Annotated in this window: 18 protein-coding genes; 12 read left to right on the forward strand and 6 right to left on the reverse strand. The window is 73.2% G+C overall.

The features are described from left to right. Positions 1-429: 429 nt before the first annotated feature. Both ACRRSS_RS04800 and ACRRSS_RS04805 read right to left on the reverse strand, forming a co-directional pair. Complete coding sequence (locus ACRRSS_RS04800) at positions 430-2,667, reverse strand: heavy metal translocating P-type ATPase (protein WP_435969968.1); 2,238 nt, start codon at positions 2,665-2,667, stop codon at positions 430-432. A 74-nt stretch (positions 2,668-2,741) separates the two neighbouring features. After that, a complete protein-coding gene (locus tag ACRRSS_RS04805; protein WP_435969969.1) occupies positions 2,742-2,966 on the reverse strand; it encodes a heavy-metal-associated domain-containing protein in 225 nt (74 codons plus the stop codon). Between the two features lie 279 nt (positions 2,967-3,245). Here ACRRSS_RS04805 and ACRRSS_RS04810 point away from each other — a divergent pair, with 279 nt between their 5' ends. After that, on the forward strand, positions 3,246-4,454 hold the full coding sequence (locus ACRRSS_RS04810; protein ID WP_435969970.1) for a cation:proton antiporter: 1,209 nt from the start codon (positions 3,246-3,248) through the stop codon (positions 4,452-4,454). 52 nt (positions 4,455-4,506) lie between these two features. On the opposite strand, the gene ACRRSS_RS04815 is transcribed toward ACRRSS_RS04810, so the two are convergent. Next, the gene (locus ACRRSS_RS04815) at positions 4,507-5,223 is read right to left on the reverse strand and encodes a TetR/AcrR family transcriptional regulator (RefSeq protein ID WP_435969971.1); all 717 of its coding nucleotides are present in this window, start codon (positions 5,221-5,223) and stop codon (positions 4,507-4,509) included. A gap of 165 nt (positions 5,224-5,388) precedes the next feature. On the opposite strand from ACRRSS_RS04815, the gene ACRRSS_RS04820 reads away from it, so the two are divergent. Further along, positions 5,389-7,731 (forward strand): MMPL family transporter, encoded by a 2,343-nt coding sequence (locus ACRRSS_RS04820; RefSeq protein WP_435969972.1) that lies wholly within the window; start codon positions 5,389-5,391, stop codon positions 7,729-7,731. A gap of 105 nt (positions 7,732-7,836) precedes the next feature. Then, the gene (locus ACRRSS_RS04825; protein WP_435969973.1) at positions 7,837-9,087 is read left to right on the forward strand and encodes a hypothetical protein; all 1,251 of its coding nucleotides are present in this window, start codon (positions 7,837-7,839) and stop codon (positions 9,085-9,087) included. Positions 9,088-9,276: 189 nt separating this feature from the next. On the opposite strand, the gene ACRRSS_RS04830 is transcribed toward ACRRSS_RS04825, so the two are convergent. Together ACRRSS_RS04830 and ACRRSS_RS04835 are read right to left on the reverse strand one after the other, a co-directional pair. After that, a complete protein-coding gene (locus tag ACRRSS_RS04830; protein ID WP_435969974.1) occupies positions 9,277-9,474 on the reverse strand; it encodes a helix-turn-helix transcriptional regulator in 198 nt (65 codons plus the stop codon). Positions 9,475-9,736: 262 nt separating this feature from the next. Next, positions 9,737-10,657 (reverse strand): sugar phosphate isomerase/epimerase family protein, encoded by a 921-nt coding sequence (locus ACRRSS_RS04835; protein WP_435969975.1) that lies wholly within the window; start codon positions 10,655-10,657, stop codon positions 9,737-9,739. Between the two features lie 204 nt (positions 10,658-10,861). On the opposite strand from ACRRSS_RS04835, the gene iolC reads away from it, so the two are divergent. The 6 genes from iolC (at position 10,862) to ACRRSS_RS04865 (ending at position 20,011) form a co-directional block, all read left to right on the forward strand. Next, the gene (iolC, locus tag ACRRSS_RS04840) at positions 10,862-11,818 is read left to right on the forward strand and encodes a 5-dehydro-2-deoxygluconokinase (RefSeq protein WP_435975249.1); all 957 of its coding nucleotides are present in this window, start codon (positions 10,862-10,864) and stop codon (positions 11,816-11,818) included. Positions 11,819-11,828: 10 nt separating this feature from the next. Continuing rightward, complete coding sequence (iolB, locus tag ACRRSS_RS04845) at positions 11,829-12,740, forward strand: 5-deoxy-glucuronate isomerase (protein WP_435969976.1); 912 nt, start codon at positions 11,829-11,831, stop codon at positions 12,738-12,740. Continuing rightward, positions 12,737-14,650, forward strand: a complete 1,914-nt coding sequence (iolD, locus tag ACRRSS_RS04850; protein WP_435969977.1) for a 3D-(3,5/4)-trihydroxycyclohexane-1,2-dione acylhydrolase (decyclizing) — start codon at positions 12,737-12,739, stop codon at positions 14,648-14,650. Before iolB ends, iolD begins: the two co-directional genes overlap by 4 nt. Positions 14,651-14,664: 14 nt before the next feature. After that, positions 14,665-16,176: a CoA-acylating methylmalonate-semialdehyde dehydrogenase gene (mmsA, locus tag ACRRSS_RS04855; RefSeq protein ID WP_351910359.1), complete on the forward strand. Its 1,512-nt coding sequence runs from the start codon at positions 14,665-14,667 to the stop codon at positions 16,174-16,176. A 185-nt stretch (positions 16,177-16,361) separates the two neighbouring features. After that, a complete protein-coding gene (locus tag ACRRSS_RS04860; RefSeq protein ID WP_435969978.1) occupies positions 16,362-19,127 on the forward strand; it encodes an alpha/beta fold hydrolase in 2,766 nt (921 codons plus the stop codon). Continuing rightward, positions 19,124-20,011, forward strand: a complete 888-nt coding sequence (locus ACRRSS_RS04865; protein ID WP_435969979.1) for an ABC transporter permease — start codon at positions 19,124-19,126, stop codon at positions 20,009-20,011. The genes ACRRSS_RS04860 and ACRRSS_RS04865 overlap by 4 nt, the downstream gene beginning before the upstream one ends. Positions 20,012-20,119: 108 nt before the next feature. Here ACRRSS_RS04865 and ACRRSS_RS04870 read toward each other — a convergent pair whose 3' ends face one another. After that, the gene (locus ACRRSS_RS04870; RefSeq protein ID WP_435969980.1) at positions 20,120-20,839 is read right to left on the reverse strand and encodes a DNA-binding response regulator; all 720 of its coding nucleotides are present in this window, start codon (positions 20,837-20,839) and stop codon (positions 20,120-20,122) included. A gap of 215 nt (positions 20,840-21,054) precedes the next feature. Here ACRRSS_RS04870 and ACRRSS_RS04875 point away from each other — a divergent pair, with 215 nt between their 5' ends. The 3 genes from ACRRSS_RS04875 to ACRRSS_RS04885 all read left to right on the forward strand — a co-directional run bounded on the left by ACRRSS_RS04875 (position 21,055) and on the right by ACRRSS_RS04885 (position 24,413). Continuing rightward, positions 21,055-22,701: a YfbK domain-containing protein gene (locus ACRRSS_RS04875; RefSeq protein ID WP_435969981.1), complete on the forward strand. Its 1,647-nt coding sequence runs from the start codon at positions 21,055-21,057 to the stop codon at positions 22,699-22,701. A gap of 33 nt (positions 22,702-22,734) precedes the next feature. Beyond that, positions 22,735-23,202, forward strand: a complete 468-nt coding sequence (locus ACRRSS_RS04880; RefSeq protein WP_351910369.1) for an anthrone oxygenase family protein — start codon at positions 22,735-22,737, stop codon at positions 23,200-23,202. 329 nt (positions 23,203-23,531) lie between these two features. Then, entirely contained in the window at positions 23,532-24,413 is an 882-nt protein-coding gene (locus ACRRSS_RS04885; RefSeq protein ID WP_435969982.1) for an AfsR/SARP family transcriptional regulator, read from the forward strand. Positions 24,414-24,441 lie beyond the last annotated feature (28 nt).

Raw genomic sequence — 24,441 nt, forward strand, 5'->3', positions numbered from 1 at the left:
GAGGCGGGAGGGGCGCGCCGGTGTCGGGGCGGTGCGCGGGTGCAGGCGAACCGAGCCCTGAAAAAAGAGGCGAGAAGCGCCCCGCTACCGATCCCCCCACGGGTCGGTAGTCGGGGCGCTTCCCATATCCCGGAGCGGATTCCCCCCACGGGATCCGGGCCGGGCGTCTGCCGGGCGTCAGCAGAAGCTACGCGGGTCAGGCGCTACGCGGTCTGCCGGGGTACGTACGGGAGGGCCGCTCAAAGCTCCCCGGTGCACGTGCCCCGGCCCAACGCTTGCCTGGAACATCCCCCAAGACATTCCATGAACGTCCCCCAAGACGTTCTCGGCATCGCCCACTTAGACTCGCGAACAGCCCAGATGGTTACCCCACAATATCTGTGATCTAGATCTCCTTGTGAAGGTCCTGTGCGTCACGTGTAGGTGAATTCACGCGAAGCGCCGCAGCCGCAGGCTGTTGGATACGACGAAGACGGACGAAAAGGCCATCGCGAGGCCCGCGATCATCGGGTTGAGCAGTCCGGCCGCCGCGAGCGGCAGTGCGGCGACGTTGTAGCCGAAGGCCCAGAACAGGTTGCCCTTGATCGTCGCGAGGGTCCGCCGGGAGAGCCGGATCGCGTCCGCGGCGACCCGCAGGTCGCCCCGGACCAGGGTCAGGTCGCTCGCCTCGATCGCCGCGTCCGTGCCCGTCCCCATGGCGAGACCGAGGTCGGCCGTGGCGAGCGCGGCGGCGTCGTTCACCCCGTCGCCCACCATCGCGACCGTCCGGCCCTCCGCCTTCAGCCGCCGGACCACCTCGGCCTTCTCCTCGGGCAGCACCTCCGCGATCACCTCGTCGATGCCGACCCGGGCCGCGACGGCCTCCGCCTCGGCCCGGTGGTCGCCGGTGAGCAGGACGGGCCGCAGCCCCAGGCCGCGCAGCCGGGCGACCGCCTCGGCGCTGGTGTCCTTGACGGTGTCCGCGACGGTCAGGGTGCCGCGGGCGACCCCGTCCCAGGCGACGTGGACGGCGCCGGGTTCCGTCCCGGCGGGCACGTCGACGCCCTCGGCCGTGAGCAGGGCGGCGCGTCCGACGAGGACCTGGTGGCCGTCGACGGAGCCGCGCACGCCGAGCCCGGGGACGTTCTCGAAGCTCTTCGGTACGGGCAGCTCCCCGCACCGCTCGGCGGCGCCGGCCGCGATCGCGCGGGCCACCGGATGTTCGGAGGAGTGCTCCAGCGCGCCCGCCAGTCGCAGCAGAGTGTTCTCGTCGACGCCCGCGCCCTCGTACGCGTACACCGCGCGCAGGGTCATCCGGCCGGTGGTGACGGTGCCGGTCTTGTCGAGGACGATCGTGTCGACCTCGCGGGTGGATTCCAGGACCTCGGGGCCCTTGATGAGGATGCCGAGCTGGGCGCCGCGGCCGGTGCCGACCATGAGGGCGGTCGGGGTGGCAAGGCCGAGGGCGCAGGGGCAGGCGATGATCAGGACGGCGACGGCGGCGGTGAAGGAGGCGGTCGGGTCGTCGGTCACGAGGAGCCAGGTGACGAGGGTGCCGAGCGCGAGGAGCAGCACCACGGGGACGAAGACGGCGGAGATCCGGTCGGCGAGCCGCTGCACCTCGGCCTTGCCGTTCTGGGCGTCCTCGACGAGCTTCGCCATCCGGGCGAGCCGGGTGTCGGCGCCGACGCGGGTGGCCCGGACGACGAGCCGTCCGGAGACGTTGACGCAGCCGCCGGTGACCGTGCCGCCCTCGGTGACGTCGAGGGGGAGCGATTCGCCGGTGAGCAGGGAGGCGTCGACCGCGGAGGCGCCCTCGGTGACGGTGCCGTCGGTGGCGATCTTCTCCCCGGGGCGTACGACGAAGAGGTCGCCGGTCCGCAGCGCGGCGACCGGGATCCGTACCTCGGTGCCCCGGCGCAGGACGGCCACGTCCTTGGCGCCCAGCTCCATCAGGGCCCGGAGCGCCGCGCCCGCCTTCCGCTTGGCGCGGGCCTCCAGGTAGCGGCCGAGCAGGATGAAGGTGACGACGCCGGCCGCGACTTCGAGGTAGATGGTCGAGGCGCCGTCGGAGCGGTCCACGGTCAGGTCGAAGCCGTGGCGCATGCCGGGCATGCCCGCGTCGCCGAGGAAGAGGGCCCAGAGCGACCAGCCGAAGGCGGCGAGGGTGCCGACGGAGACGAGGGTGTCCATGGTGGCGGCGCCGTGCCGGAGGTTGGTCCAGGCGGCCCGGTGGAAGGGCAGCCCGCCCCAGACGACGACGGGGGCGGCGAGGGTGAGCGAGAGCCACTGCCAGTTGTCGAACTGGAGCGCCGGGACCATGGCGAGCAGGACGACGGGCGCGGCGAGGAGGGCGGAGACGGTGAGCCGCTGCCGGAGGGGGGTGAGCTCGGGGTCCGGGGTCGCGTGCTCGTCCGGGTCCACGGGTTCCGGTTCCGGTGGCGGGGGTTCCTCGGCGGTGTAGCCGGTCCTGACGACGGTGGCGATCAGCGCGTCGACCCCGATTTCGGGCGGATGCTCGATCCGCGCCTTCTCCGTGGCGTAGTTGACGGTCGCGGTCACCCCGTCCATGCGGTTGAGCTTCTTCTCGACGCGGGCCGCGCAGGAGGCGCAGGTCATCCCGCCGATCGTCAGCTCGGTGACGGTCGCGGGAGCGGTGCCGGTGGTGTCCGTGACGCTGGAGGTCATGTGCGGTTCCAAAGGGGAGCAGGGCCGTACCCGGTAACGGTACGGCCCTGCGCGGTGTCGCTCGTGGGTGCGGGTCAGACCAGCTCGTAGCCGGCCTCGTCGACGGCGGCGCGCACGGCCGCCTCGTCGAGCGGGGCGGCGGAGACGACGGTGACCCGGCCGGTGGAGGCGACGGCGGTGACCGAGGAGACGCCGGGCAGTTCGGAGATCTCGCCGGAGACCGCGCCCTCGCAGTGGCCGCAGGTCATGCCCTTGACCTGGTAGACGGTGGTGAGCTCGGTCCGCGTCTCTGCGGTCATGGCGTTCTCCTCGTGGGTTCAGGACCGTACGCCATCAGTTTATACCCCTAGGGGGTATAAATTCCAGTTCCGGCGTGTCCGGGGGCCGCGGCGGGGCCGTGGGGCCGGTGGGGTCGCGGGGATGGGAGGGGACGGATCGACTGCGCGGAGGGCGGATGCCCGCGCACGCGAACCCCTCCACGTCCCTCCGTCGACGGGGCGTCCGGCGGGGCGCGACCGGCCGGACACGGCTGACGGGATGCGGCGGCGCCCGACCGGAGCCTATGGTAAACACCCGATATGTCGCATTCGGGGACCACGCTCATCCTGATCATGACGATCGCCGTCCTGGCGCCACTGCTCGCCTACGCGGTCGGGCGTCGGCTCCCCGTCCCCCTCGTCATCTTCGAGATCCTGCTCGGCATCGTCATCGGCCCCGACGTCCTGGACTGGGCCCACCCCGACGCGCTGATCGACGGACTCTCGCAACTCGGCCTCATCATGCTGATCTTCCTCGCGGGGTACGAGATCGAGTTCGGCAAGGTCCGCGGCGACACCCTCAAGCGCTCCGTCCGGGCCTGGCTGATCGCCCTCGTCCTCGGCCTCACCGCCGGCATCCTGCTCGGCGGCGGCTACACCAAGGGCGTCTTCATCGGAGTGGCGCTCACCAGCACCGCCCTCGGCACCGTCCTGCCCGTCCTCCGGGACGCGGGAGACCTCCACGGGAGGTTCGGCACGGTCGTCATGGCCTTCGGCGCCGTCGGCGAGTTCGGCCCGATCATCGCGATGGCGCTGCTGCTCAGCGGGCGCGGCGCGGGCGAGTCGACGGTGCTCCTCGCCGTCTTCGCGGCGCTCACCGCCGGGGCCGTCTACTGGGCACTGAGGCCGCGCCCGCCGTGGTTCTCCCGGATCATCGCCAAGACCCTGCACAGCAGCGGCCAGTTCGCGGTCCGCTTCGTCTTCCTGCTGCTCGCCCTGATGCTGGGTGCCTCGCAGGCCCTCGGACTCGACGTCCTGCTCGGCGCCTTCGCCGCCGGACTCGTCACCCGGCTCCTCCTGGCCGGGGCCGCGCCCGAGTCCGGACCGCAGATCCTGGAGAAGGTCGAGGGGGTCGGTTTCGGCTTCCTCGTCCCGGTCTTCTTCGTCGTCACCGGGATCGAGTTCGACCTGGCCTCGCTCCTCGAAGGCGGCCGGACCCTGCTCCTGCTCCCGATCTTCCTGCTGCTCTTCCTGGTGGTGCGCGGCGGCCCGATCTGGTTCCTCGCCCCGCGCGACCTCGACCGCAGGGAGCGGGGCGGGCTCGTCCTCTACGGCTCCACGGCGCTGCCGCTCGTCGTCGCCATCACGACCATCGGCGTGGACGACAAGGCGATGACGGCGGGCGAGGCGGCGGCCCTCGTCGGGGCCGGCATGCTCTCCGTCCTCGTCTTCCCGCTGGTCGCGCTGAAGTCGCGGGCGGGCGCGAAGAAGCCGCCCGCCGAGCGGGTCGGCGGCTCGGAGTCGTGGTGACGGCCCCGGCGGCCCGGGCGGATCCGGCGGCCTCGGCGGATCCGGCGGGCCTCTAGGTCTGGGGCGCGCCGACCGGGGACCCGGCCGCCGGGGGGCCGCCGACGGGGGAGCCGCCGACGAGGGAGTCGTCGGTCAGGGGGTCGCCCGCCGGGGGGCCGTCGACGAGGGGGGAGAGGTAGCGCAGGAGGAGCGTCTTCAGCTCGGCGACCGTGGCGTCCCGCTCGGCGCCCTCGGGTGCGGCGAGGACGAGGTCCAGGCCCCCCTTGAAGGCGGCGAAGGTCATGCCCGCGGTCCGCAGGCGGTCCGCGACGGACAGCGCGGGCGCGTAGTGGGCGATCACCTCCTCCACGCGGGTGAGCAGGGTCGCGTGCAGCTCGTCGTGCTCCTCCGCGATCCGCCCGGGGACCTCGGAGCCGTGCATCAGGGCGAGGAACGCCGGGTTGGCGCAGTTGAACTCGATCAGCGGGTCGACGACCGCGTCCAGGAGCTCGGGCAGCGGCAGGGCGAGGTTCTCCGGGGTGAACGCCTGGCCGTGGGCCTCGCGCATCTCGTGCAGCAGGCGTCCGCCGAGCTCGATCGCGATGGCTTCCTTGTTCGGGAAGTACTGGTAGAGCGTGCCGGGCGAGACATGGGCCTCGCGGGCGATCGCGTTGGTGCTGGACGCCGTGTAGCCGTTGGCGCAGAAGACGTTCGCGGCGGCCTGGAGCAGCTCCGCGATGCGGCGCTCGCCCCGCGCCTGGCGGCGGCGCGGCTTCGGTTCTTCGGACATGGCTGTCCCCAGCTCTCCTCAACACGTTTGACAAACACGAGAGGTCGCTCGCATTCTTGAGAAACGCGAGCGATCACTCGTGTTTGCCAGTCTATGGCAATGGGCGACCCATGCGACCTGCCGGGAAGCGTGTGCGCACGGGTCAGGTGAAGGGGACACCGCGTCATGGCCGAAGTCAAGAAGACAGCGCCCGGAGGGACCGGCCCGGGAGAAGCCCCAGGTGGGACCGGGGGCCGGGGTGGCGGATGGACGCGGTTCGTGACCGCCCGGCCGAGGCTCACCCTCCTCGTCGCCCTCGTCCTCACCGCCCTCGCGGTCCTCGCCGGCGGCGGGGTCGCCGACCGGATGGGCAGCGGCGGCTGGGAGGACCCGGCCGCCGAATCGACCTACGCGGCCGAGGCGCTGGAGCGCGGGTTCCCCGGCTCCCGGCCCAATCTGCTCCTGCTCGTCGACGCCGGAGCGGCCGGGGCCGACGCCCCGGCGGTCGCCGCCGAGGCCGGGCGGCTCGCCGAGCGGCTCGACGCCGAGCCGGGCGTCGACGGCGTCGGCTCCTACTGGTCCACCGGCTCGCCCGCCCTCCGCTCCGAGGACGGCCGGAAGGCCGTGATCGCCGCCCGGATCGCGGGCGAGGAGAAGGACGCCGCCGCCGTCCTCGACCGGATCGCCCCCGCGTTCCGGGGCACGCACGGACCCGTCGAGGTGTCCCTCGGCGGCGACCTCGCCGTGCGCCACGAGATGCAGACGGTCATCCAGGAGGACCTGCTGAGGGCCGAGCTCATCGCCCTGCCCCTCACCCTCGTCCTGCTCGTCATGGTCTTCGGCAGCGCCGTCGCGGCCCTGCTCCCGCTCGGCGTCGGCATAGTCGCCATCCTCGGGACCAACGCGGTCCTGCGCGGCATCACCGAGTTCACGGACGTCTCCGTCTTCGCGCAGAACCTGACGACCGCCCTCGGGCTCGGACTCGCCATCGACTACGCCCTGTTCGTCGTCCGCCGCTACCGCGAGGAGCTCGCCACCGGCGCCGACGCCCGCACCGCCGTCCGCACCACCCTGCGCACCGCCGGCCGGACCGTGCTCTTCTCCGCCCTGACCGTCGCCGTCTCGCTCGCCGCGATGCTGGTCTTCCCGCAGTACTTCCTGCGCTCCTTCGCGTACGCGGGGATCGCCGTCGTCCTCCTCGCCGCCACCGCCGCGCTCACCCTGCTCCCGGCGGCCCTGGTGCTGCTCGGCGACCGGGTCGACGCGCTCGACCTGCGGCGCCTCCTCCGGCGGGGCCGGGCCGCCGGGAAGGCCGCCCCCGCCTCCGAGGCCCCCGGCTCCGCCGCCGAAGCCCCCGGCTCCGCCGCCGGAGGTGACGGCGACGGCGACGGCGCGGGCTGGGGCCAGGTCGCCGCGCTCGTGATGCGCAGGGCGCCGGTCTTCGCCGTCCTCACCACCGCAGGGCTCGTCCTCCTCGGACTGCCCTTCCTGGGCGTGAAGTTCGGTACCGCCGACGACCGTCAGCTCCCCGTCACCGCCTCCTCCCGGGTCGTCCAGGACCAGCTGCGGGACGGCTTCCCCGGCAACCCCGGCGGCGGCCTCACCGTCCTCGCCGAGGGGGAGGCCACCCCCGCGCAGTACGCGGCCTACCGTGAGCGGATCGGCGCCCTCGACGGCGTCGCCCGGGCCGACGGACCCGTGACCGCCGGCGGTGGCCACGCCTACTTCACCGTCGTGTCCGAGGGGGAGGCCGTGGGCGCGGAGGCCCAGCGGACCGTGGCCGAACTGCGGTCCGTACCGGCTCCGTTCGACACCTCCGTCACCGGACAGGCCGCCGTCCTCGTCGACTCCAAGGACGCCCTCGGCGAACGGCTGCCCTGGGCGGCGGCCGTCATCGTCCTCGTCACGCTGCTCCTCGTCTTCCTGCTCACCGGAAGCGTCCTCATCCCCGTCCAGGCCGTCGTCCTCAACGCCCTCAGCCTCACGGCGATGTTCGGGGCCGTCGTCTGGGTCTTCCAGGACGGACACCTCGCCGGACTCCTCGGCTTCACCCCCACCGGCGACATAGAGACCACCCTGCCGGTGCTCATGTTCTGTGTGGCCTTCGGACTCTCCATGGACTACGGGGTGTTCCTGCTCTCCCGCATCAAGGAGGAGTACGACGTCACCGGCGACCACGAGCATTCCGTCCGCTTCGGCCTGCGCCACACCGGCGGCCTCATCACCGCCGCCGCGGTGATCCTCGCCGTCGTCATGGTCGCCATCGGCACCTCCCGCGTCACCAACACCAAGATGCTCGGCCTCGGCGTCGCCCTCGCCGTCCTCATGGACGCCATGGTGGTCCGCAGCCTCCTCGTCCCCTCCGTGATGAAGCTGACCGGCCGCCTCACCTGGTGGGCCCCGGGCCCGCTGCGCCGCTTCCACGACCGCTTCGGAATCAGTGAGAACGACTCGTACAACCCTTCGCCTACTCCGGGTGTCATAGAGGTGTCCGAGGAGTTGCGGGAGCCCGCTTCCTCTCGTCAATGAACTGATTCCATGGGGGAATTCGTGTTACGTATGCGTACGAGCCTGGTCCTGGCGACTGCCCTTGTCGTCGCAATCGCACCGGTGGCGCTCGGGGGAGCGGCGGCCGTGGCCGCACCGGTGTCGGCTCAGGGGGAGACGGCCGCCGAGACCGGCGCGATCGTGCAGGAGGGTGGTCGGCTGACCGTGCCGGCCGGCCCCGAGGGACCGGTGACGCTCCGCTTCAGGGCGACGCTGCCGGCCGGGGTCACCGGCCCGGTGGAGACCCGCGTCACCCTCCCCCTCACCAACTGGCCGGCCGGTGGTTGGACCGACCACCGCACGGCTGAGCGGATCGACTCCACCTGCTCCGTCGGTGGCGGGGCCTTCGAGGCCTGCGCCTGGCGGGGTACGAGCCTCACCGACGACACCGGCCCGGCCCGGGTTCTGATCGACCTGCCCGTCGTGGAGGCCTCGGGGACCCTCGACTTCGCGGTCACCCTCGACCTGTCGGACGACCTCGGCTGGATCGGCTCCCTCGACGCGCCCGTCGAGCTGAAGGACGCGAGCGGGACCGTCGTCGCCCGGGGCGCGGTCGGACTCGACGTCGTCGAGTCCGTCCCGGCGGCCGACGCCCGCGGCGCCGTCCACGCCCGCGACAACGACGGTGTCCTCTGGCGCTACGAGGCCACGGGCAAGGCGGACAGGTCCCTGACGCCCCGCAAGCGGATCGGCGGCGGCTGGAACATCTACTCGGAGATCGTCCAGCTGACGCCCACGACGGCGGCCGGCACGGGTGACCTGGTCGCCCTGGACATGGGCGGTGTCCTCTGGTTCTACCAGGGCACCGGCGACCCGGCGGCCCCGTTCGCGTCGCGTGTCCGCGCCACGGGCGGCGGCGGCATTCCCGAGGGGGCGGACTACACGACCATCGCCTCCAACGGCGAGGGCGGTCTCGTCGCCCGGGACAAGGCCGGCGTCCTCTGGAACTTCGAGCAGAACGACGAGGCGTACCCCCGCTTCAAGCCGCGTGTGCGCGTCGGCGGCGGCTGGAACATCTACACGGAGATCGCCGCCTTCGGTGACGGCCTCGTCGCCCGCGACGCGGCCGGGGTTCTCTGGAAGTACAACGCGTCCTCCTCCGGGTCGGCGAGCACGCCGTACGCCGCCCGCTGGAAGGTCGGCGGCGGCTGGAACGACTACAACGACATCGTGGGGACGGAGGAGCTCGGCCGCTGGAGCCACACCGAGCTGATAGCCCAGGGCATCGACGGCAACCTCTGGGCCTACGACGCCAAGCCCTCCGGCTTCGGCTACGCGCCCGGCTCCACCCGCACGAACATCGGCTGGGGCTGGGACATCTACAACGCGGTGATCTGACCCCTCTGCCGGGGGATCCATGAGACACACCGGTACGTCTCCGGTCGTGGCGGGTCTTCTGCTCGCCACGCTCGTCCCCCGGCGGCCGGAGGGGGCGCAGGCCCTCGCCGCGCCCCCTCCCGGGCACCGCACGGCACGGCGCCGGGCCCGGAACGTTCCGGGCCCGGCGGCGCGCGCGGGCCGGACGGGTCAGTCGCGGCGGCCCCGGTTGCCGGGGCGGCTGGCGACCCAGGCGCGGATCGTGTCCGCGTACCAGTAGGGCTTGCCCGACTCCACGTGGTCGGGGTTCGGCAGCAGTCCGTGCTTCCGGTAGGAGCGGACCGTGTCGGGCTGCACCCGGATGTGTGCGGCGATGTCCTTGTACGACCAGAGCCTTCTGTCCGTCATGCCTGGTACCTCCCTGCGCACCGCGCAGCGGCGGCGGGGGTGCCGTTCGGGGGCGCTGCGGGCGGGCGTTGGCGATCACTGAGCCATTGCCCCCTGCAACGACCCCCTCAGACAGGAGGAGAGCGCCTGTCGAGCGCCTGTGACCGAACACCCGCGTAACGGAGACACGCGTGACGCCGAAGGGACGTGTGTGACGGAAACGGAGCATCGGGAGATCGGCGTGTCCCCGTGCGTCACCTCTGGTCAGAGAGGTACGCGTCGGTCACACGCCGCAGGAGCGGAGGAAGCGCCGGGTGCGCAGCGCGATCGGATACGGGACGTCCGGCTCGCACGGGTACATGTCCTGCTCGACGATGGCGAAGAGGTCCACGTCCAGGGCGGACGCGGCGGCGAGCACCGGCTCCAGGGCGGGCACCCCCGACGGCGGCTCGCACATCACGCCCCGCGCCACCGCGGGGCCGAACGGCACCCCCTCGGCCACCACCCCGGCCAGGACCTCCGGGTCCACCTGCTTGAGGTGGAGGTAGCCGATCCGCTCGCCGTACGTCTCGATCAGCCTGACGCTGTCCCCGCCGGCGTACGCGTAGTGCCCGGTGTCCAGGCAGAGCGAGACCGCCTCGGGGTCGGTGGCGTCGAGGAAGCGCGTCACGCTCTCCTCGCCGTCCAGGTGGGTGTCGGCGTGCGGATGGACGACGATCCGCAGCCCGTACCGCTCGCGCACCTCCCGGCCCAGACGCTCGGTGAGCCGTGTCAGGTCCTTCCACTGCCCGGCGGTGAGCGTCCGGTCCTCCAGGACCTCGCCCGTGCGGTCGTCCCGCCAGAAGGACGGGATGACGACGAGATGGCCGGCCCCCACGGCCTGCGCGAGGGCCGCGTTCTCGGCGACGTGCGCCCAGGTCCGGTCCCAGACGCCGGTGCCGTGGTGGAGCCCGGTGAAGACCGTGCCCGCCGAGACCCGGAGGCCGCGTCGCGCGGTCTCCTCCGTCAGGACGGCCGGATCGGTGGGCAGATAGCCGTACGGGCCGAGCTCGATCCACGTGTAGCCCGCGCCCGACACCTCGTCGAGGAAGCGCTGCCAGGGCACCTGCCGGGGATCGTCGGGGAACCACACGCCCCAGGAGTCCGGGGCGGAGCCGATCCGAATACGGGACGCGGGCGCGGGCTGCGGTGACGGCTTCGTCATGCCTGTCACCTTGGACGGGTCCCGAGAGCAGCGTCAAGCACGCCGCTCCGGCCCGACCGGCCCCGTCCCGTCGTCCGAATGTCCGGACATATCGTTGACAGGCCTCCGGGCGGACGGCTAGACCTGGGTGCGGGAAGCCGTGGCGCGAGAGGCCGGACGCGAGAGGTGGCGCGGGTGGAGTCGGAGCCGTACGACCTGATCACCATGGGCCGCCTCGGCGTGGACCTGTACCCGCTCCAGTCCGGCGTCGGGCTCGACCGGGTCGAGACCTTCGGCAAGTTCCTCGGCGGCTCCCCGGCGAACGTGGCCGTCGCCGCCGCCCGCCTCGGCCGCCGCACCGCCCTCGTCTCCCGCACCGGCGCCGACCCCTTCGGCACCTTCCTGCGCCGGGAGCTCAAGGACTTCGACGTGGACGACCGCTGGGTGACCGAGGTCGAGGACCACCCCACCCCCGTCACCTTCTGCGAGCTCTTCCCGCCCGACGACTTCCCGCTGTACTTCTACCGCCGCCCCAAGGCCCCCGACCTGGAGATCCACCCGCACGAGCTGGACCTCGACGCGATCCGCGCCGCCCGGGTCTTCTGGGCGACCGGCACCGGCCTGTGCGCCGAGCCGAGCCGGATCGCGACCCTGGAGGCGCTGCGGGCCAGGGCCGGCCGGGAGGTGACGGTCCTCGATCTGGACTGGCGGCCGATGTTCTGGGCCGACCCGGCCGCGGCCCGCCCCTTCTACGCCGAGGCGCTGCGGCACGCGACCGTCGCCGTCGGGAACCTCGACGAGTGCGAGGTGGCCACGGGGGAGCGCGATCCGTACGCGGCGGCCCGCGCCCTGCTCGCCTCCGACAGCGGACGCGGCCTCCGTCTCGCCGTCGTCAAACAGGGACCCGAGGGCGTCCTCGCGCTCGCCGCCGACGGGACGAGCGCCCAGGTGCCGCCGCTGCCGGTGGAGGTCGTCAACGGCCTCGGCGCGGGCGACGCGTTCGGCGGGGCGCTCGTCCACGGACTGCTCGCCGACTGGGACCTCGACACGACCCTGCGCCACGCCAACGCCGCCGGCGCGATCGTCGCGGGCCGTCTCGCCTGCTCCTCCGCCATGCCCGACCTGACGCAGATCACCCAGGCACTCGCGACCGGAAGCGGCACCCTCCCGGAGAAGGGGTAGGGATCCCGCCATGAGCCCGAGCCCCGCCCGATCCGACTCCCCCCACCACCCCGACCGGCCCGCCTCCAAGGACCTCCCTGACCGGCCGGCCTCCCAGGACCTCCCTGACCGGCCCGCCTCCCTCCACCTGCCCGCCGGAACCGCCGCCCGCGGCCCGTACGCCGTCGACATCGACCCCGCGCGGGCCGGATGGACGTACTCCGCCCTGCGCGTCCTCACCCTCGGACCGGGGGAGATCCACTCTTTCGGGAGCGGGGATTCCGAATGGGTCGTGCTTCCCCTCTCCGGTGCCTGTAGCGTGCGCGTCGACGGCGAGATCATCGAACTCCTGGGCCGCGCGAGCGTGTTCGACGGAGTGACCGACTTCGCCTATGTACCGCGCGACGCCCACGCCCAGATCGCCTCCGGTGCGGGAGGCCGCTTCGCTTTGGCAGGAGCGAAGTGCGAGCGACGACTCCCCGCCCGCTACGGCCCCGCGCCGGAGGTTCCCGTCGAGACCCGGGGCAGCGGCAACCGCGCCCGCGAGGTGCGGAACTTCGCCTCGGCCGACGCCTTCGACTGCGACCGGCTCATCGCCGTCGAGGTCGTCACACCCGGCGGCAACTGGTCCTCCTACCCGCCGCACAAGCACGACGAGCACCGCCCCGGGACCGAGTCCGTCCTGGAGGAGATCTACTACTACGAGATCGAGGGCCCGCACGGCGTCGCCTACCAGCGGATCTCGCCCTCCCGCCCCGGCGGCGCCGAACTCCTCGCCGAGGTCCGGGACGGCGACGCCGTCCTCGTGCCCGACGGCTGGCACGGCCCGTCGATCGCCCAGCCGGGTCACGCTCTGCACTACCTCAACGTCATGGCGGGCCCCGGACCCGAGCGGGAGTGGAAGATCTGCTTCCATCCGGACCACACGGAGGGGTACGCATGAGCATCCGGCTGACCGTCGCCCAGGCGCTCGTGCGCTTCCTCGCCGCCCAGTACACCGAGCGCGACGGGGAGCGGCGGCGGCTGATCGCCGCCACCTGGGGCATCTTCGGCCATGGGAACGTCGCCGGGATCGGCCAGGCCCTCGTGGAAAGCCTCGGGGGAGTCGAGCACGCCGGGGGCGCGGGGGACACGAGGGCCGCCATCGGCTCCGGGGGCATGCCCTTCCACCAGGGCCGCAACGAACAGGCCATGGTCCACGCCGCCGTCGGCTACGCCCGCCAGTCCCGGCGGCTCTCCGCGCACGCCGTCACCACCTCCATCGGCCCCGGCGCCACCAACCTCGTCACCGGCGCCGCCCTCGCCACGGTCAACCGCCTCCCGGTCCTGCTCCTCCCCGGCGACACCTTCGCCGGCCGCCCCGCCGACCCCGTGCTCCAGCAGCTCGAAGTCCCCTACGCGGGCGACGTGTCGGTCAACGACTGTCTGCGCCCCGTCTCGACGTACTTCGACCGGGTCGGACGCCCCGAGGCCCTGGTCCCGGCCGCGCTCGCCGCGATGCGGGTCCTCGCCGACCCCGTGCAGACCGGCGCGGTGACCCTCGCGCTGCCGCAGGACGTGCAGGCGGAGGCGTACGACTGGCCGGAGGAGTTCTTCGCGGAGCGGGTCTGGCGGGTCCGCCGCCCCCGCCCGGACACGGCCGAACTCGACGCCGCCGTGGAGGCGATCGGGAACGCGGAGCGCCCGCTGATCGTCGCGGGCGGCGGCGTGCGGTACAGCGGCGCCGAGGACGCCCTCCGCATGTTCGCCGAGCGGACCGGAATCCCCGTCGCCACCACCCAGGCCGGCAAGGGCGTTCTGCCGTACGACCACCCGTGCGAGACCGGCGGCATCGGCCACACCGGCAGCGCCACCGCCAATGCCCTGGCCGCGAGCAGCGACCTCGTCATCGGAGTCGGCACCCGCTACACCGACTTCACCACCGCCTCCGGCACCCTGTTCGCCGGGGCCACCCGCTTCGTCAACCTCAACATCGCCGGCTTCGACGCCCACAAGCTGGCGGCACTGCCGCTCGTCGCCGACGCCCGCGAGGGCCTCACCGCGCTGGCCGGGGCGCTGGGAGACCACCGGCGGGAGACGGCCGGATGGGCCCGGTCCAAGCGGGAGTGGCAGGAGCGGATCGACGCGGCCTACGCCGTCCCCGACGAGGACGCCCGCCCCACCCAGGCCCAGGTCCTCGGCGTACTCGACACTCTGGTCGACGGCAGCGACATCCTGATCAACGCCGCCGGCTCGCTCCCCGGCGACCTCCACAAGCTGTGGCGGACCCGTTCGCCCGACCAGTACCACGTCGAGTACGGCTACTCCTGCATGGGATACGAGATCCCCGCCGCCCTCGGCGTCCTGCTCGCCACCCCCGGACGGCCCGTCTGGGCGCTCGTCGGCGACGGTACGTATCTGATGAACCCCACCGAGATCGTCACCGCCGTGCAGGAGCGCCTCCCTCTGCGGCTGATCGTCCTCCAGAACCACGGCTACGCCTCCATCGGCGGCCTCTCGGAGGCCGTCGGCGCCGAGCGGTACGGCACCGACTACCGTCACCGGGACGCGGACGGCGGTTTCACCGGCCCCCCGCTCCCCGTCGACCTCGGCGCCAACGCCGCCTCCCTCGGCATGCGGGTGCTGCGCCCCCACACCGTGCGTGACCTGCGGGAAGCCCTCGCGGACGCGCGGGAGGCGACGGTTCCCACATGTGTCTACGTCGAGACCGAAACGGCAGACACTGTGTCGGGCCCGCCCCCGGCCCAGGCGTGGTGGGATGTGCCCGTGGCCGAGACCTCGACCCGCCCGTCGGCGGTCAAGGCCCGGGAGGAGTACGACCGGCACGTCACCGCCCGACGCCGCCATCTCTGAAGGAGCATTTCGTCATGACGAACACCGTCAAGACCGTCGACCACTGGATCGGTGGCAAGACCGTCGAGGGCACGTCGGGCAACTGGGGCCCGGTCACCGACCCGGCCACCGGCGCCGTGACCACGCGGGTCGCGCTCGCCTCCGTCGAGGAGGTGGACGCCGCCGTCGCCGCCGCCAAGGACGCCTACCGCACCTGGGGCACCTCCTCGCTCGCCCAGCGCACCACCATCCTCTTCAAGTTCCGCGCGCTGCTCGACGCCAACCGCGACGCCATCGCCGAGCTGATCGTCGCCGAGCACGGCAAGGTCCACTCCGACGCTCTCGGCGAGGTCGCCCGCGGCCTGGAGATCGTCGACCTGGCCTGCGGCATCACCACCCAGCTCAAGGGCGAGCTCTCCACCCAGGTGTCGAACCGGGTGGACGTGGCGTCGATCCGCCAGCCGGTGGGCGTCGTCGCGGGCATCACGCCCTTCAACTTCCCGGCCATGGTGCCGATGTGGATGTTCCCGATCGCCATCGCGACCGGCAACACCTTCATCCTCAAGCCGAGCGAGAAGGACCCCTCGCCCTCCCTGAAGATCGCCGAGCTGCTCGCCGAGGCGGGCCTCCCGGACGGCGTCTTCAACGTGCTGCACGGCGACAAGGTGGCCGTGGACCGGCTCCTGGAGCACCCGGACGTCTCCGCGATCTCCTTCGTCGGCTCGACCCCGATCGCCCGCTACATCCACACCACCGCCTCCGCCAAGGGCAAGCGCGTCCAGGCGCTCGGCGGCGCGAAGAACCACATGCTCGTCCTCCCCGACGCCGACCTCGACGCGGCCGCCGACGCGGCCGTCTCGGCGGCGTACGGCTCCGCCGGCGAGCGCTGCATGGCCATCTCGGCGGTCGTGGCCGTCGGCGCCATCGGCGACGAGCTGGTGCAGAAGATCCGCGAGCGCGCCGAGAAGATCAAGATCGGCCCCGGCGTCGACCCCACCTCCGAGATGGGCCCGCTCATCACGGCCGTCCACCGCGACAAGGTCGCCTCCTACGTCCACGGCGCGGCGGACGAGGGCTGCGAGGTCGTCCTCGACGGCACCGGATACACGGTCGAGGGCCACGAGAACGGCCACTGGATCGGCCTCTCCCTCCTGGACCACGTGCCGACGACGGCCAAGGCGTACCAGGACGAGATCTTCGGCCCGGTGCTCTGCGTGCTGCGCGCCGACACCTACGAGGAGGGCCTCGCCCTCATCAACGCCTCGCCGTTCGGCAACGGCACCGCGATCTTCACCCGCGACGGCGGCGCGGCCCGCCGCTTCCAGCTGGAGGTCGAGGCCGGCATGGTCGGCGTGAACGTGCCGATCCCGGTGCCGGTGGGCTACCACTCCTTCGGTGGCTGGAAGGACTCGCTCTTCGGCGACCACCACATCTACGGCAACGACGGCGTGCACTTCTACACCCGCGGCAAGGTCGTCACCACCCGCTGGCCGGACCCGTCCGAGGGCCCGACCGGCGTCGACCTGGGCTTCCCGCGCAACCACTGACGCCACCGGCGTGAGCGGGGCCCCGGGGGTGCGGACCACCGCGACCCGGGGCCTTCCGGGTGTCCGGGGCCGCCGCGGATACCGCACCCGTGGTACGCGGCGCCGGCACCGTACGACTCCAGGAGGGCGGGCGGCTCCGCCCCGGGACAGCGGTGCCGCACAGGTCGCCCGCTTAGGCTCGAAGCATGCGACTCCGAACTCCCCGGTGGGCCGCGGTCACCGCCGTCCTCGCCGTCCTCGCGGGTGCCGGCACCTGGACCGCCGTCGCCTCGGACGATCCGCCGCCCGTGCACCGCGCGGACCGGATGCTCGACCTCGACGGCACCCGGCTCGACACCTCGTACTTCACCGGCGACGGTGACGGGCGCCGGCCCGCGGTCCTCCTCGGCCACGGCTTCGGCGGCTCCAAGGACGACGTCCGCGCCCAGGCCGAGCAGCTCGCCCGCGACGGCTACGCCGTTCTCACCTGGTCCGCCCGCGGCTTCGGCGCCTCCGGCGGCGAGATCGGCCTCAACGACCCCGACCACGAGGTCAAGGACGCGCGGAAGCTGATCGACTGGCTCGCCGCCCGGCCCGAGGTCCTCCTCGACAAGCCCGGCGACCCGCGCGTCGGCGTCACCGGCGCCTCCTACGGCGGCGCGATCTCCCTGCTCGCCGCCGGACACGACCCGCGCGTCGACGCCATCGCCCCCCAGATCACCTACTGGAACCTCGCCGACGCCCTCTTCCCCGACGGCGTCTTCAAGAAGCTCTGGGCCGGGATCTTCTTCTCCACCGGGGACCGGCCGGACGCTGTGGCGGGCCCGGACACGGGAGCCGGGACGGACCCCGGGACAGCCCCGGGCACCGGATCCGGCAGGAGCGCGGGGAAGCCCACCGCCCCCGGCAAGCCCGCCGCCTGCGGCCGGTTCACCGCCGAACTCTGCGAGCTCTACCAGCGCGTCGCCGTCTCCGGGAAGCCCGACGCCGCCGCTCGCGCCCTCCTGGAGGCCCGCAGCCCCTCCGCCGTCGGCGCCCGCGTCAAGGTGCCCGCCCTCCTCGTCCAGGGCCAGTCCGACTCCCTGTTCACCCTGGCCCAGTCCGACGCCATGGCCCGGACCCTCACCGCCAACGGCGCCCCCGTCGCCGTCGACTGGATCTCCGGCGGCCACGACGGCGGCGACCGCGAGACCGAGCGGGTCGAGCGCCGCGTCAGCACCTGGTTCGACCGCTGGCTCAAGCGCGACACCTCCGTCGACACCGGCCCCGCCTTCCGCGTCAGCCGCACCGGCGGCGTCGACTCCACCGACGGACAGGCCACCCTGCGCGCCGCGACCGCCGACCGCTACCCGGGGCTCACCTCCGGCACCACGGCCGTCCCCCTCGCCGGGCGCCCGCAGTCCTTCGCCAACCCCGCCGGAGCCGCCCCGCCCGCCGTCTCCGCCGTCCCCGGCCTCGGCGGCGGAGTCGCCGGACTCTCCTCCCTCGGCGTCGGCCTCTCCCTCGACTTCCCCGGTCAGCACGCCCGGTTCGACGCGAAGCCGCAGACCGAGCCGCTCCGCGTCACCGGCACTCCGACCGTCCGCGTCAAGGTCACCTCCACCGCCGCCGACGGCTCCGCCGTCCTCTTCGCCAAGGTGTACGACGTGGGGCCCGACGGCCGGCAGCAGGTGCTGCCCGCCCAGCTCGTCACCCCCGTCCGCGTCGACGGCGCCAAGGCGGGCAAGAGCGTCACCCTCACCCTGCCCGCCATCGACCACGAGGTGGAGGCCGGGCACCGGCTCCGGCTCGTCGTCGCGGCCACCGACCTCGGCTACGCCTCCCCGGTCGTCCCCGCCGGCTACACCGTCGCCGTCGAGAGCCCGCTCACCGTCCCGACCGCGCCCGGCCTCGACACCCAGGCCGCCGTGCTGCCCTGGTGGGTCTGGGGCCTGCCGCTGATCGGCCTCGCCGTCGCCGCCGTGCTGCTGCTCACGGCCCGCCGCAGGGTCGCGGCCCCCGCGCCCGACCCCGCGCTCGCCGCCGTACCGCTCCAGATCACCGGGCTCTCCAAGAAGTACAAGGGCGGCGACCGGTACAGCGTCCGGGACGTCTCCTTCCGCGTCGAGCAGGGCCAGGTCCTCGGCCTCCTCGGACCCAACGGCGCGGGCAAGACCACCACCCTGCGCATGCTGATGGGCCTGATCACCCCCGACGAGGGCGAGATCCGGGTCTTCGGCCAGGCCATCCGGCCCGGCGCCCCGGTCCTCTCCCGGGTCGGCTCCTTCGTCGAGGGCGCCGGCTTCCTGCCGCACCTCAACGGCCGGGAGAACCTCGACCTGTACTGGAAGGCCACCGGCCGCCCCGCCGAGGACGCCCACGTCGAGGAGGCGCTGCGGATCGCGAACCTGGGCGGCGCCCTCGACCGCGCCGTCCGCACCTACTCGCAGGGCATGCGGCAGCGCCTCGCCCTCGCCCAGGCCATGCTCGGTCTGCCGGACCTGCTGATCCTGGACGAGCCCACCAACGGACTCGACCCGCCGCAGATCCGCGAGATGCGCGAGGTGATGATCCGCTACGCGGCCGACGGGCGGACCGTCATCGTCTCCAGCCACCTCCTCGCGGAGGTCGAGCAGTCCTGCACCCACCTCGTCGTCATGGACCGCGGACAGCTCGTGCAGGCGGGCCCCGTCGCCGAGATCACCGGCTCCGGCGACACCCTCCTCGTGACGGTGGCGGAGCACCGGGCCGAGGGCGCCGGCGTGTCCACCGTCCCCGTCCTCTCCGACGCGCTCGTCGAGAAGATCGCCGCCCTGCCCGGCGTCGGCGCGGCCACCCGCGCCGACGGCGGGCTCCTGGTCCGTCTCGACGGCGCCGACGCGACCGCCCTCATCGGCGAACTCGTCCGCCTGGACGTACCGCTCACCGGGGTCGGACCGCACCGGCGCCTCGAAGACGCGTTCCTGACCCTGATCGGAGGCGGAGCCGCATGAGCACCCCCACCACCAGCCGTCCGGTCCCGGAGACGGCCTCCGCCGAATCCGCCCCCGGCTACCGCCCCGGGCGCACCCTGCCCCTGCGGGTCGAGGCGCTCCGGCAGTGGAAGCGCCGCCGCACCCTGATCATGGGCGGCATCCTGGTCGCCCTGCCGTTCGTCCTGATCATCGCCTTCGCGATCGGCGGCGAGGACGGTGACCGCGGCAGCCGGATCACCCTGATGGACACGGCGACCGCCTCCGGCGCCAACTTCGCGGCGACCTGCCTGTTCGTCTCGGCCGGTTTCCTCCTCGTCATCCCGGTGGCGCTGTTCTGCGGGGACACCGTCGCCTCCGAGGCGAGCTGGTCCTCGCTGCGCTACCTCCTGGCCGCGCCCGTACCCCGGTCCCGGCTCCTCGCCTCCAAGCTGACGGTCGCCCTCGCCTACAGCGCGGCCGCCATGGTCCTCCTGCCGCTCGTGGCCCTGGCCGCGGGCACGGTCGCCTACGGCTGGGGGCCGCTCCAGCTGCCGACCGGCGGTTCGGTGCCCGCCGGGGACGCGCTGCTGCGGATCGGCGTCGCCGTCGCCTTCGTCTTCGCCTCCCAACTGGTCACCGCGGGCCTCGCCTTCTGGCTGTCCACCCGCACCGACGCCCCGCTCGGCGCGGTGGGCGGCGCCGTCGGCCTGACCATCGTCGGCAACGTCCTGGACGCGGTCACCGCCCTCGGCGACTGGCGCGAGTACCTGCCCGCGCACTGGCAGTTCGCCTGGATCGACGCGCTCCAGCCGCAGCTGGAGTGGGGCGGCATGGTGAAGGGCACGGCGATCTCGCTGACGTACGCCCTCATCCTCTTCGCGCTCGCCTTCCGCGGCTTCGCCCGGAAGGACATCGTGTCGTAGGTCCCGAGGGAGGAGACCCCGGCCGAGGAACCCTGAGCGAGCCTCAGGGTCTTCTCACCGCCACCGCTCCTCTCACCGCCACGGCTCCTCTCACAGCCACCGCTCCTCTCACAGCCACCCCCTTCGAGCCGCTTCCGCGCCCGCGCGGAAGCGGCTCGTCGTGCCGAGGGCCGTCATCAGCTCGCCGACCCGCCGGCTGTACGTCCGTGCGGACATCCCGAGCCGGGCCGCCGCCGTCTCGTCCGTGAGCCCCGACACAAGGGCGTCGAGCACCGGACGCAGCTGGGGCGGAAGATCACCGGGCGGCGGCGGGGGCGGCGGCGCGTACGCCGGGTCCTCGGCCGTCACCCAGCAGGCGTGGTGCGCCCGGGCGAGCGCCTGCACCACCACCGGGTCCCGGATCAGCAACAGCCCGTTGTAGAGCAGCTCCAGGTCGAGCGGGATCGCCGCCACCGTCCGGTCGACCACGATCATCTTGAACGGGATCGCCTCCGTGACACGGGCCCGGCCGGGACGCCCGAGTGCCCCTTCGAGCCGGGGCAGGGCGTGCCGGGGCACGATCCGTCTGACCTCCTCGGCCCGCTCCGCCGCGGCCCGCATGCACGCTCCCGCCAACTCCAGGAACGGCTCGGGGATGGCGCGGGCCGCGGAGGCGACCGGGTCGTCGAAGGTCAGGAGTTCGTACCGGGTGGAAGCGGCCAGCCCGGCGAGCGCCGCGCTGATACGCCGCGCGCCCCGGACCGGGCGCCCCGCGGGCCGCTGTCCCTCGGTCGCGGCCCGGTTCATCGCCGAACGGGCGAGCATCACGGAGCCCGCGCTCTCTGCCACCGCTGACCACCCCCGCCCGATCGATGTCTACTCCATGTACGCATGCGACTGCACACGGTGACAACCCCTGTTGAGGAGGATGGCGAATCCATGCCACCCGCGGTCACCCCGGTCGCCGTTGCCGCATCGAGACGCATCCGCAACTCCTTCGACTGCTCCCAGTGGGCCTCTCGTTCGTCACATTCACAAGTGCCTTACCAAGAGGGGGAGATGAGATGGAACGACAGGACAGGGCGGCGGCCGGACGCCGCGGGGCCCGATTCCCGGCCACGGTCGCGGGGCTGCTCGCGGCCGGACTCGCCGTCGGCGGCTGCTCCGCGGGCGGTGACGGAAACGCCGCCGACCACTCGGGCCGCGAGACCGGCCGGACCGCCCCGGCGGCCCCCGACGGCGGCGGGAGCGCGCGCCCCGGCACCGCGTACGAGGAGGGGAGGGAGGGAAGCGGGGAGGGTGAGGAGCGCTCCCCGGTGCCCGCCCCCGACTACCTGTCCACCTTCGCCCTGGACGTGGACACCGCCTCGTACGGCTACGCCCGCCGGACCCTCGCCGAGGGGCGGCTGCCCGATCCGGCGACCGTGCGCCCCGAGGAGTTCGTCAACAGCTTCCGTCCCGACTATCCGCGCCCGGCGGACAACGGTTTCAGCGTGACCCTCGACGGGGCCCGCGCCGGGAGCGACGGCTGGTCCCTGGTCCGGGTCGGGCTCGCCACCCGCGGGGCCGACCGGTCGGGCGAACGGCCGCCCGCCGCCCTCACCTTCGTCGTCGACGTCTCCGGCTCCATGGCCGAGCCGGGCCGGCTCGACCTGGTCAAGGAGTCCCTCGGGCTCCTCGCGGACCAGCTCCGCGACGACGACTCGATCGCGCTCGTCACCTTCAGCGACGAGGCCGAGACCCGGCTGCCGATGACCCGGGTGGGGGAGGCGCGCGGCCGGATCCGCGAGGTCGTGGACTCCCTCGCGACCAGCGCCTCCACCAATGTCGAGGCGGGCGTCCGCACCGGCTACGACGTGGCCGTCGAGGGGCACCGCGAGGGCGCCACCAACCGGGTCGTGCTGCTCTCCGACGCGCTGGCCAACACCGGCGCCACCGAGGCCGGGACGATCCTCGAACGCATCGACGAGGAGCGCGGGAAGTACGGGATCACCCTCTTCGGCGTCGGGGTGGGCAGCGAGTTCGGCGACGCGTTCATGGAGCGGCTGGCCGACCGCGGCGACGGTCAGACCACGTACGTCTCCGACTCGGCGCAGGCCCGCAGGGTCTTCGTCGACCAGCTGCCCGCCCATGTCGAGCTGCGCGCCCGTGACGCCAAGGCGCAGGTCGCCTTCGACCGGCGGACCGTCGAGAGGTTCCGGCTGATCGGCTACGAGAACCGGGAGGTCGCCGACGAGGACTTCCGGAACGACCGGGTCGACGGCGGCGAGATCGGCGCCGGTCACACCGTCACCGCCCTGTACGCGGTGAGGACCCGGCCCGGGGCGACCGGTCGGGTCGCCACCGCCACCGTCCGCTGGCTCGACCCGAAGACCCGGGCACCGCGCGAGCGGTCCGGCGCGGTCGGCACGTCCGGGCTCGCCACCGACATCTGGGGCGGCGGCCACGACAGCCTGCAACTGACGGCGATCACCGCCTACTTCGCGGACGCCCTGCGCGGCGGCACGCTGCCTGGCACGCCGGGGCTCCCCGCGCTCGCGGAGCGTGCCGAGGCGATCGCCGGGCGCTCGGGTTCGGCCGTGGTCCGGGAGCTGGCCGACGCCGTGCGGCAGGCGGACGGTCTGTTCGGACGGGCCGAGGGGCCGGAGCGGGTGCCAGGCGAAGGGGCCACCCGTGAGGGCGAGTTGAGGTCGGGTGATCCGTACAGCTGACGCGTGGGGCGGGTGGCGGGTGACAATGGCCGCATGGCTTCCCTGCTGCTCGCCCTCGCCGTCGGATGCACCGGGCTGTACGCCGGTTTCATGCTGATCTTCCAGACCGGAATCATGCCCGCGCTCGCCCGTCTGACGGACGCCGAGTTCGTCACGGCGATGCGCCGGATCAACGAGGCCGTGCCGAGGGGCGTGTTCCTGATCGTCTTCCTCGGTGTGGTCGCCCTGCCCGCCGCCGCGTTCTTCGTCCCCGGCGACGGCCGTACGGACACCCAGAAGTGGCTGGTCCTCGCGGGGCTCGTGTGCGCGGCCCTCAACCACGCGGTCACCCTCGGCGGCAACATCCCGCTCAACAACGCACTGGCCGCCTCGGAGGCCACGGGCGACGAGCCGGCCGCCGTCCGCGCCGCCTTCGAGAACCGCTGGAACGGTTTCCACCGCGTCCGTACGGCCCTGATCGTCGCCGCGTTCGGCCTGCTGACCGCCGCCGCCGTGCTCTGAGGACATCCCCGACCGACCCTGACAGCCCGCGGAACCGTACCCCGCGGGCTGTTTCTGGCGTGAACTCGTGCGTGTCGACCCCTCGGGCATCCACGAGGACTCCACGAAAGCGTACCTACGAGTCCGGAAACAGTCTTCCGGCGTGTGCTGGTCTGCGCCAGTGACGAAAATCTTACGCTCTTATATCACCGCAAACGGGGTGAATCACCCCGATATCCGGGGTTGGGATTCCGTACCCTCCGGTTTCTTATTGACATGCCTACGGGGGTCTTTTCTAATCATCGAAGTCATCCCGCACGCTGACACCGCACAGGCACTGAGGGGGCAAGGTGGACGTCCGGATTCTGGGGGGACTGTCGGTACGCGAGCACGGGGTGTCGATCACCCCGACCGCGGCCGCTCCCCGGCAGCTCCTCGCCCTGCTCACGGCCAGCGCCGACCAGGTCGTCCCCGTGACGGTCCTCACCGAGGAGCTGTGGCCGTCCGGTGCCCCTCGCGGCGGCCGCGCCGAACTGCAGGGTCACATAGCCGAGTTGCGCGCCCTCATCGCCGGCGCGCTGCGCGGCGCGGATCCGACGGAACCCCGCCCCGGCTGGTCCGACCGGCGCACCGCCGACGCGATCCTCGTCTCCCAGCCCGGCGGCTACCGGCTCGACACCGGTGGCGGCGCCCACGACGTCTGGCAGTTCGAACGCGCGGCGGGCGCCGGCTACCGGGCCATGGAGGCCGGCGACCTCTCCCGCGCCGCACTCCGCCTCGGCGAGGCACTCGCCCTGTGGCGCGGCGAACCCTACGCGGGCGTCGCGGCGGGCCCCCGCCTCCGAAGAGAGATCGAGCGCCTCGAAACCTCCCGGCTGAGCGTCCTCGACCAGTGGGTCGAAGCACAGCTCGGCCTCGGCCGGCACGCCGAACTCCTCTCCGAACTCTCCGGACTCGTCGCCCGCTACCGCACCAACGAGCCGCTCCACGCCCACTACATGGTGGCCCTGCTCCGCTGCGGCCAGCCCGACGAGGCCCTCACCGTGTACGAGCGGCTGCGCCTGGCGCTGAAGGGGGAGAGCGGCATGGAGCCGTCGGCGCGCCTCCGCCGCCTCCAGCGCTCCGTCCTCGCCGTACGGAACACCGCGATCCGCCCCGTGTACGCTCCCCGGATCCCCGCCCAGTACAGCCCCGCCCGGGCCGGGCTCGTCCCGGCCGGCTCCGTCGGCTGACCACCTGACGGAAAACCGGGACCGCCAT

The sequence above is a fragment of the Streptomyces sp. Qhu_M48 genome (assembly GCF_051305195.1).
In the GTDB taxonomy this organism is placed as follows: domain Bacteria; phylum Actinomycetota; class Actinomycetes; order Streptomycetales; family Streptomycetaceae; genus Streptomyces.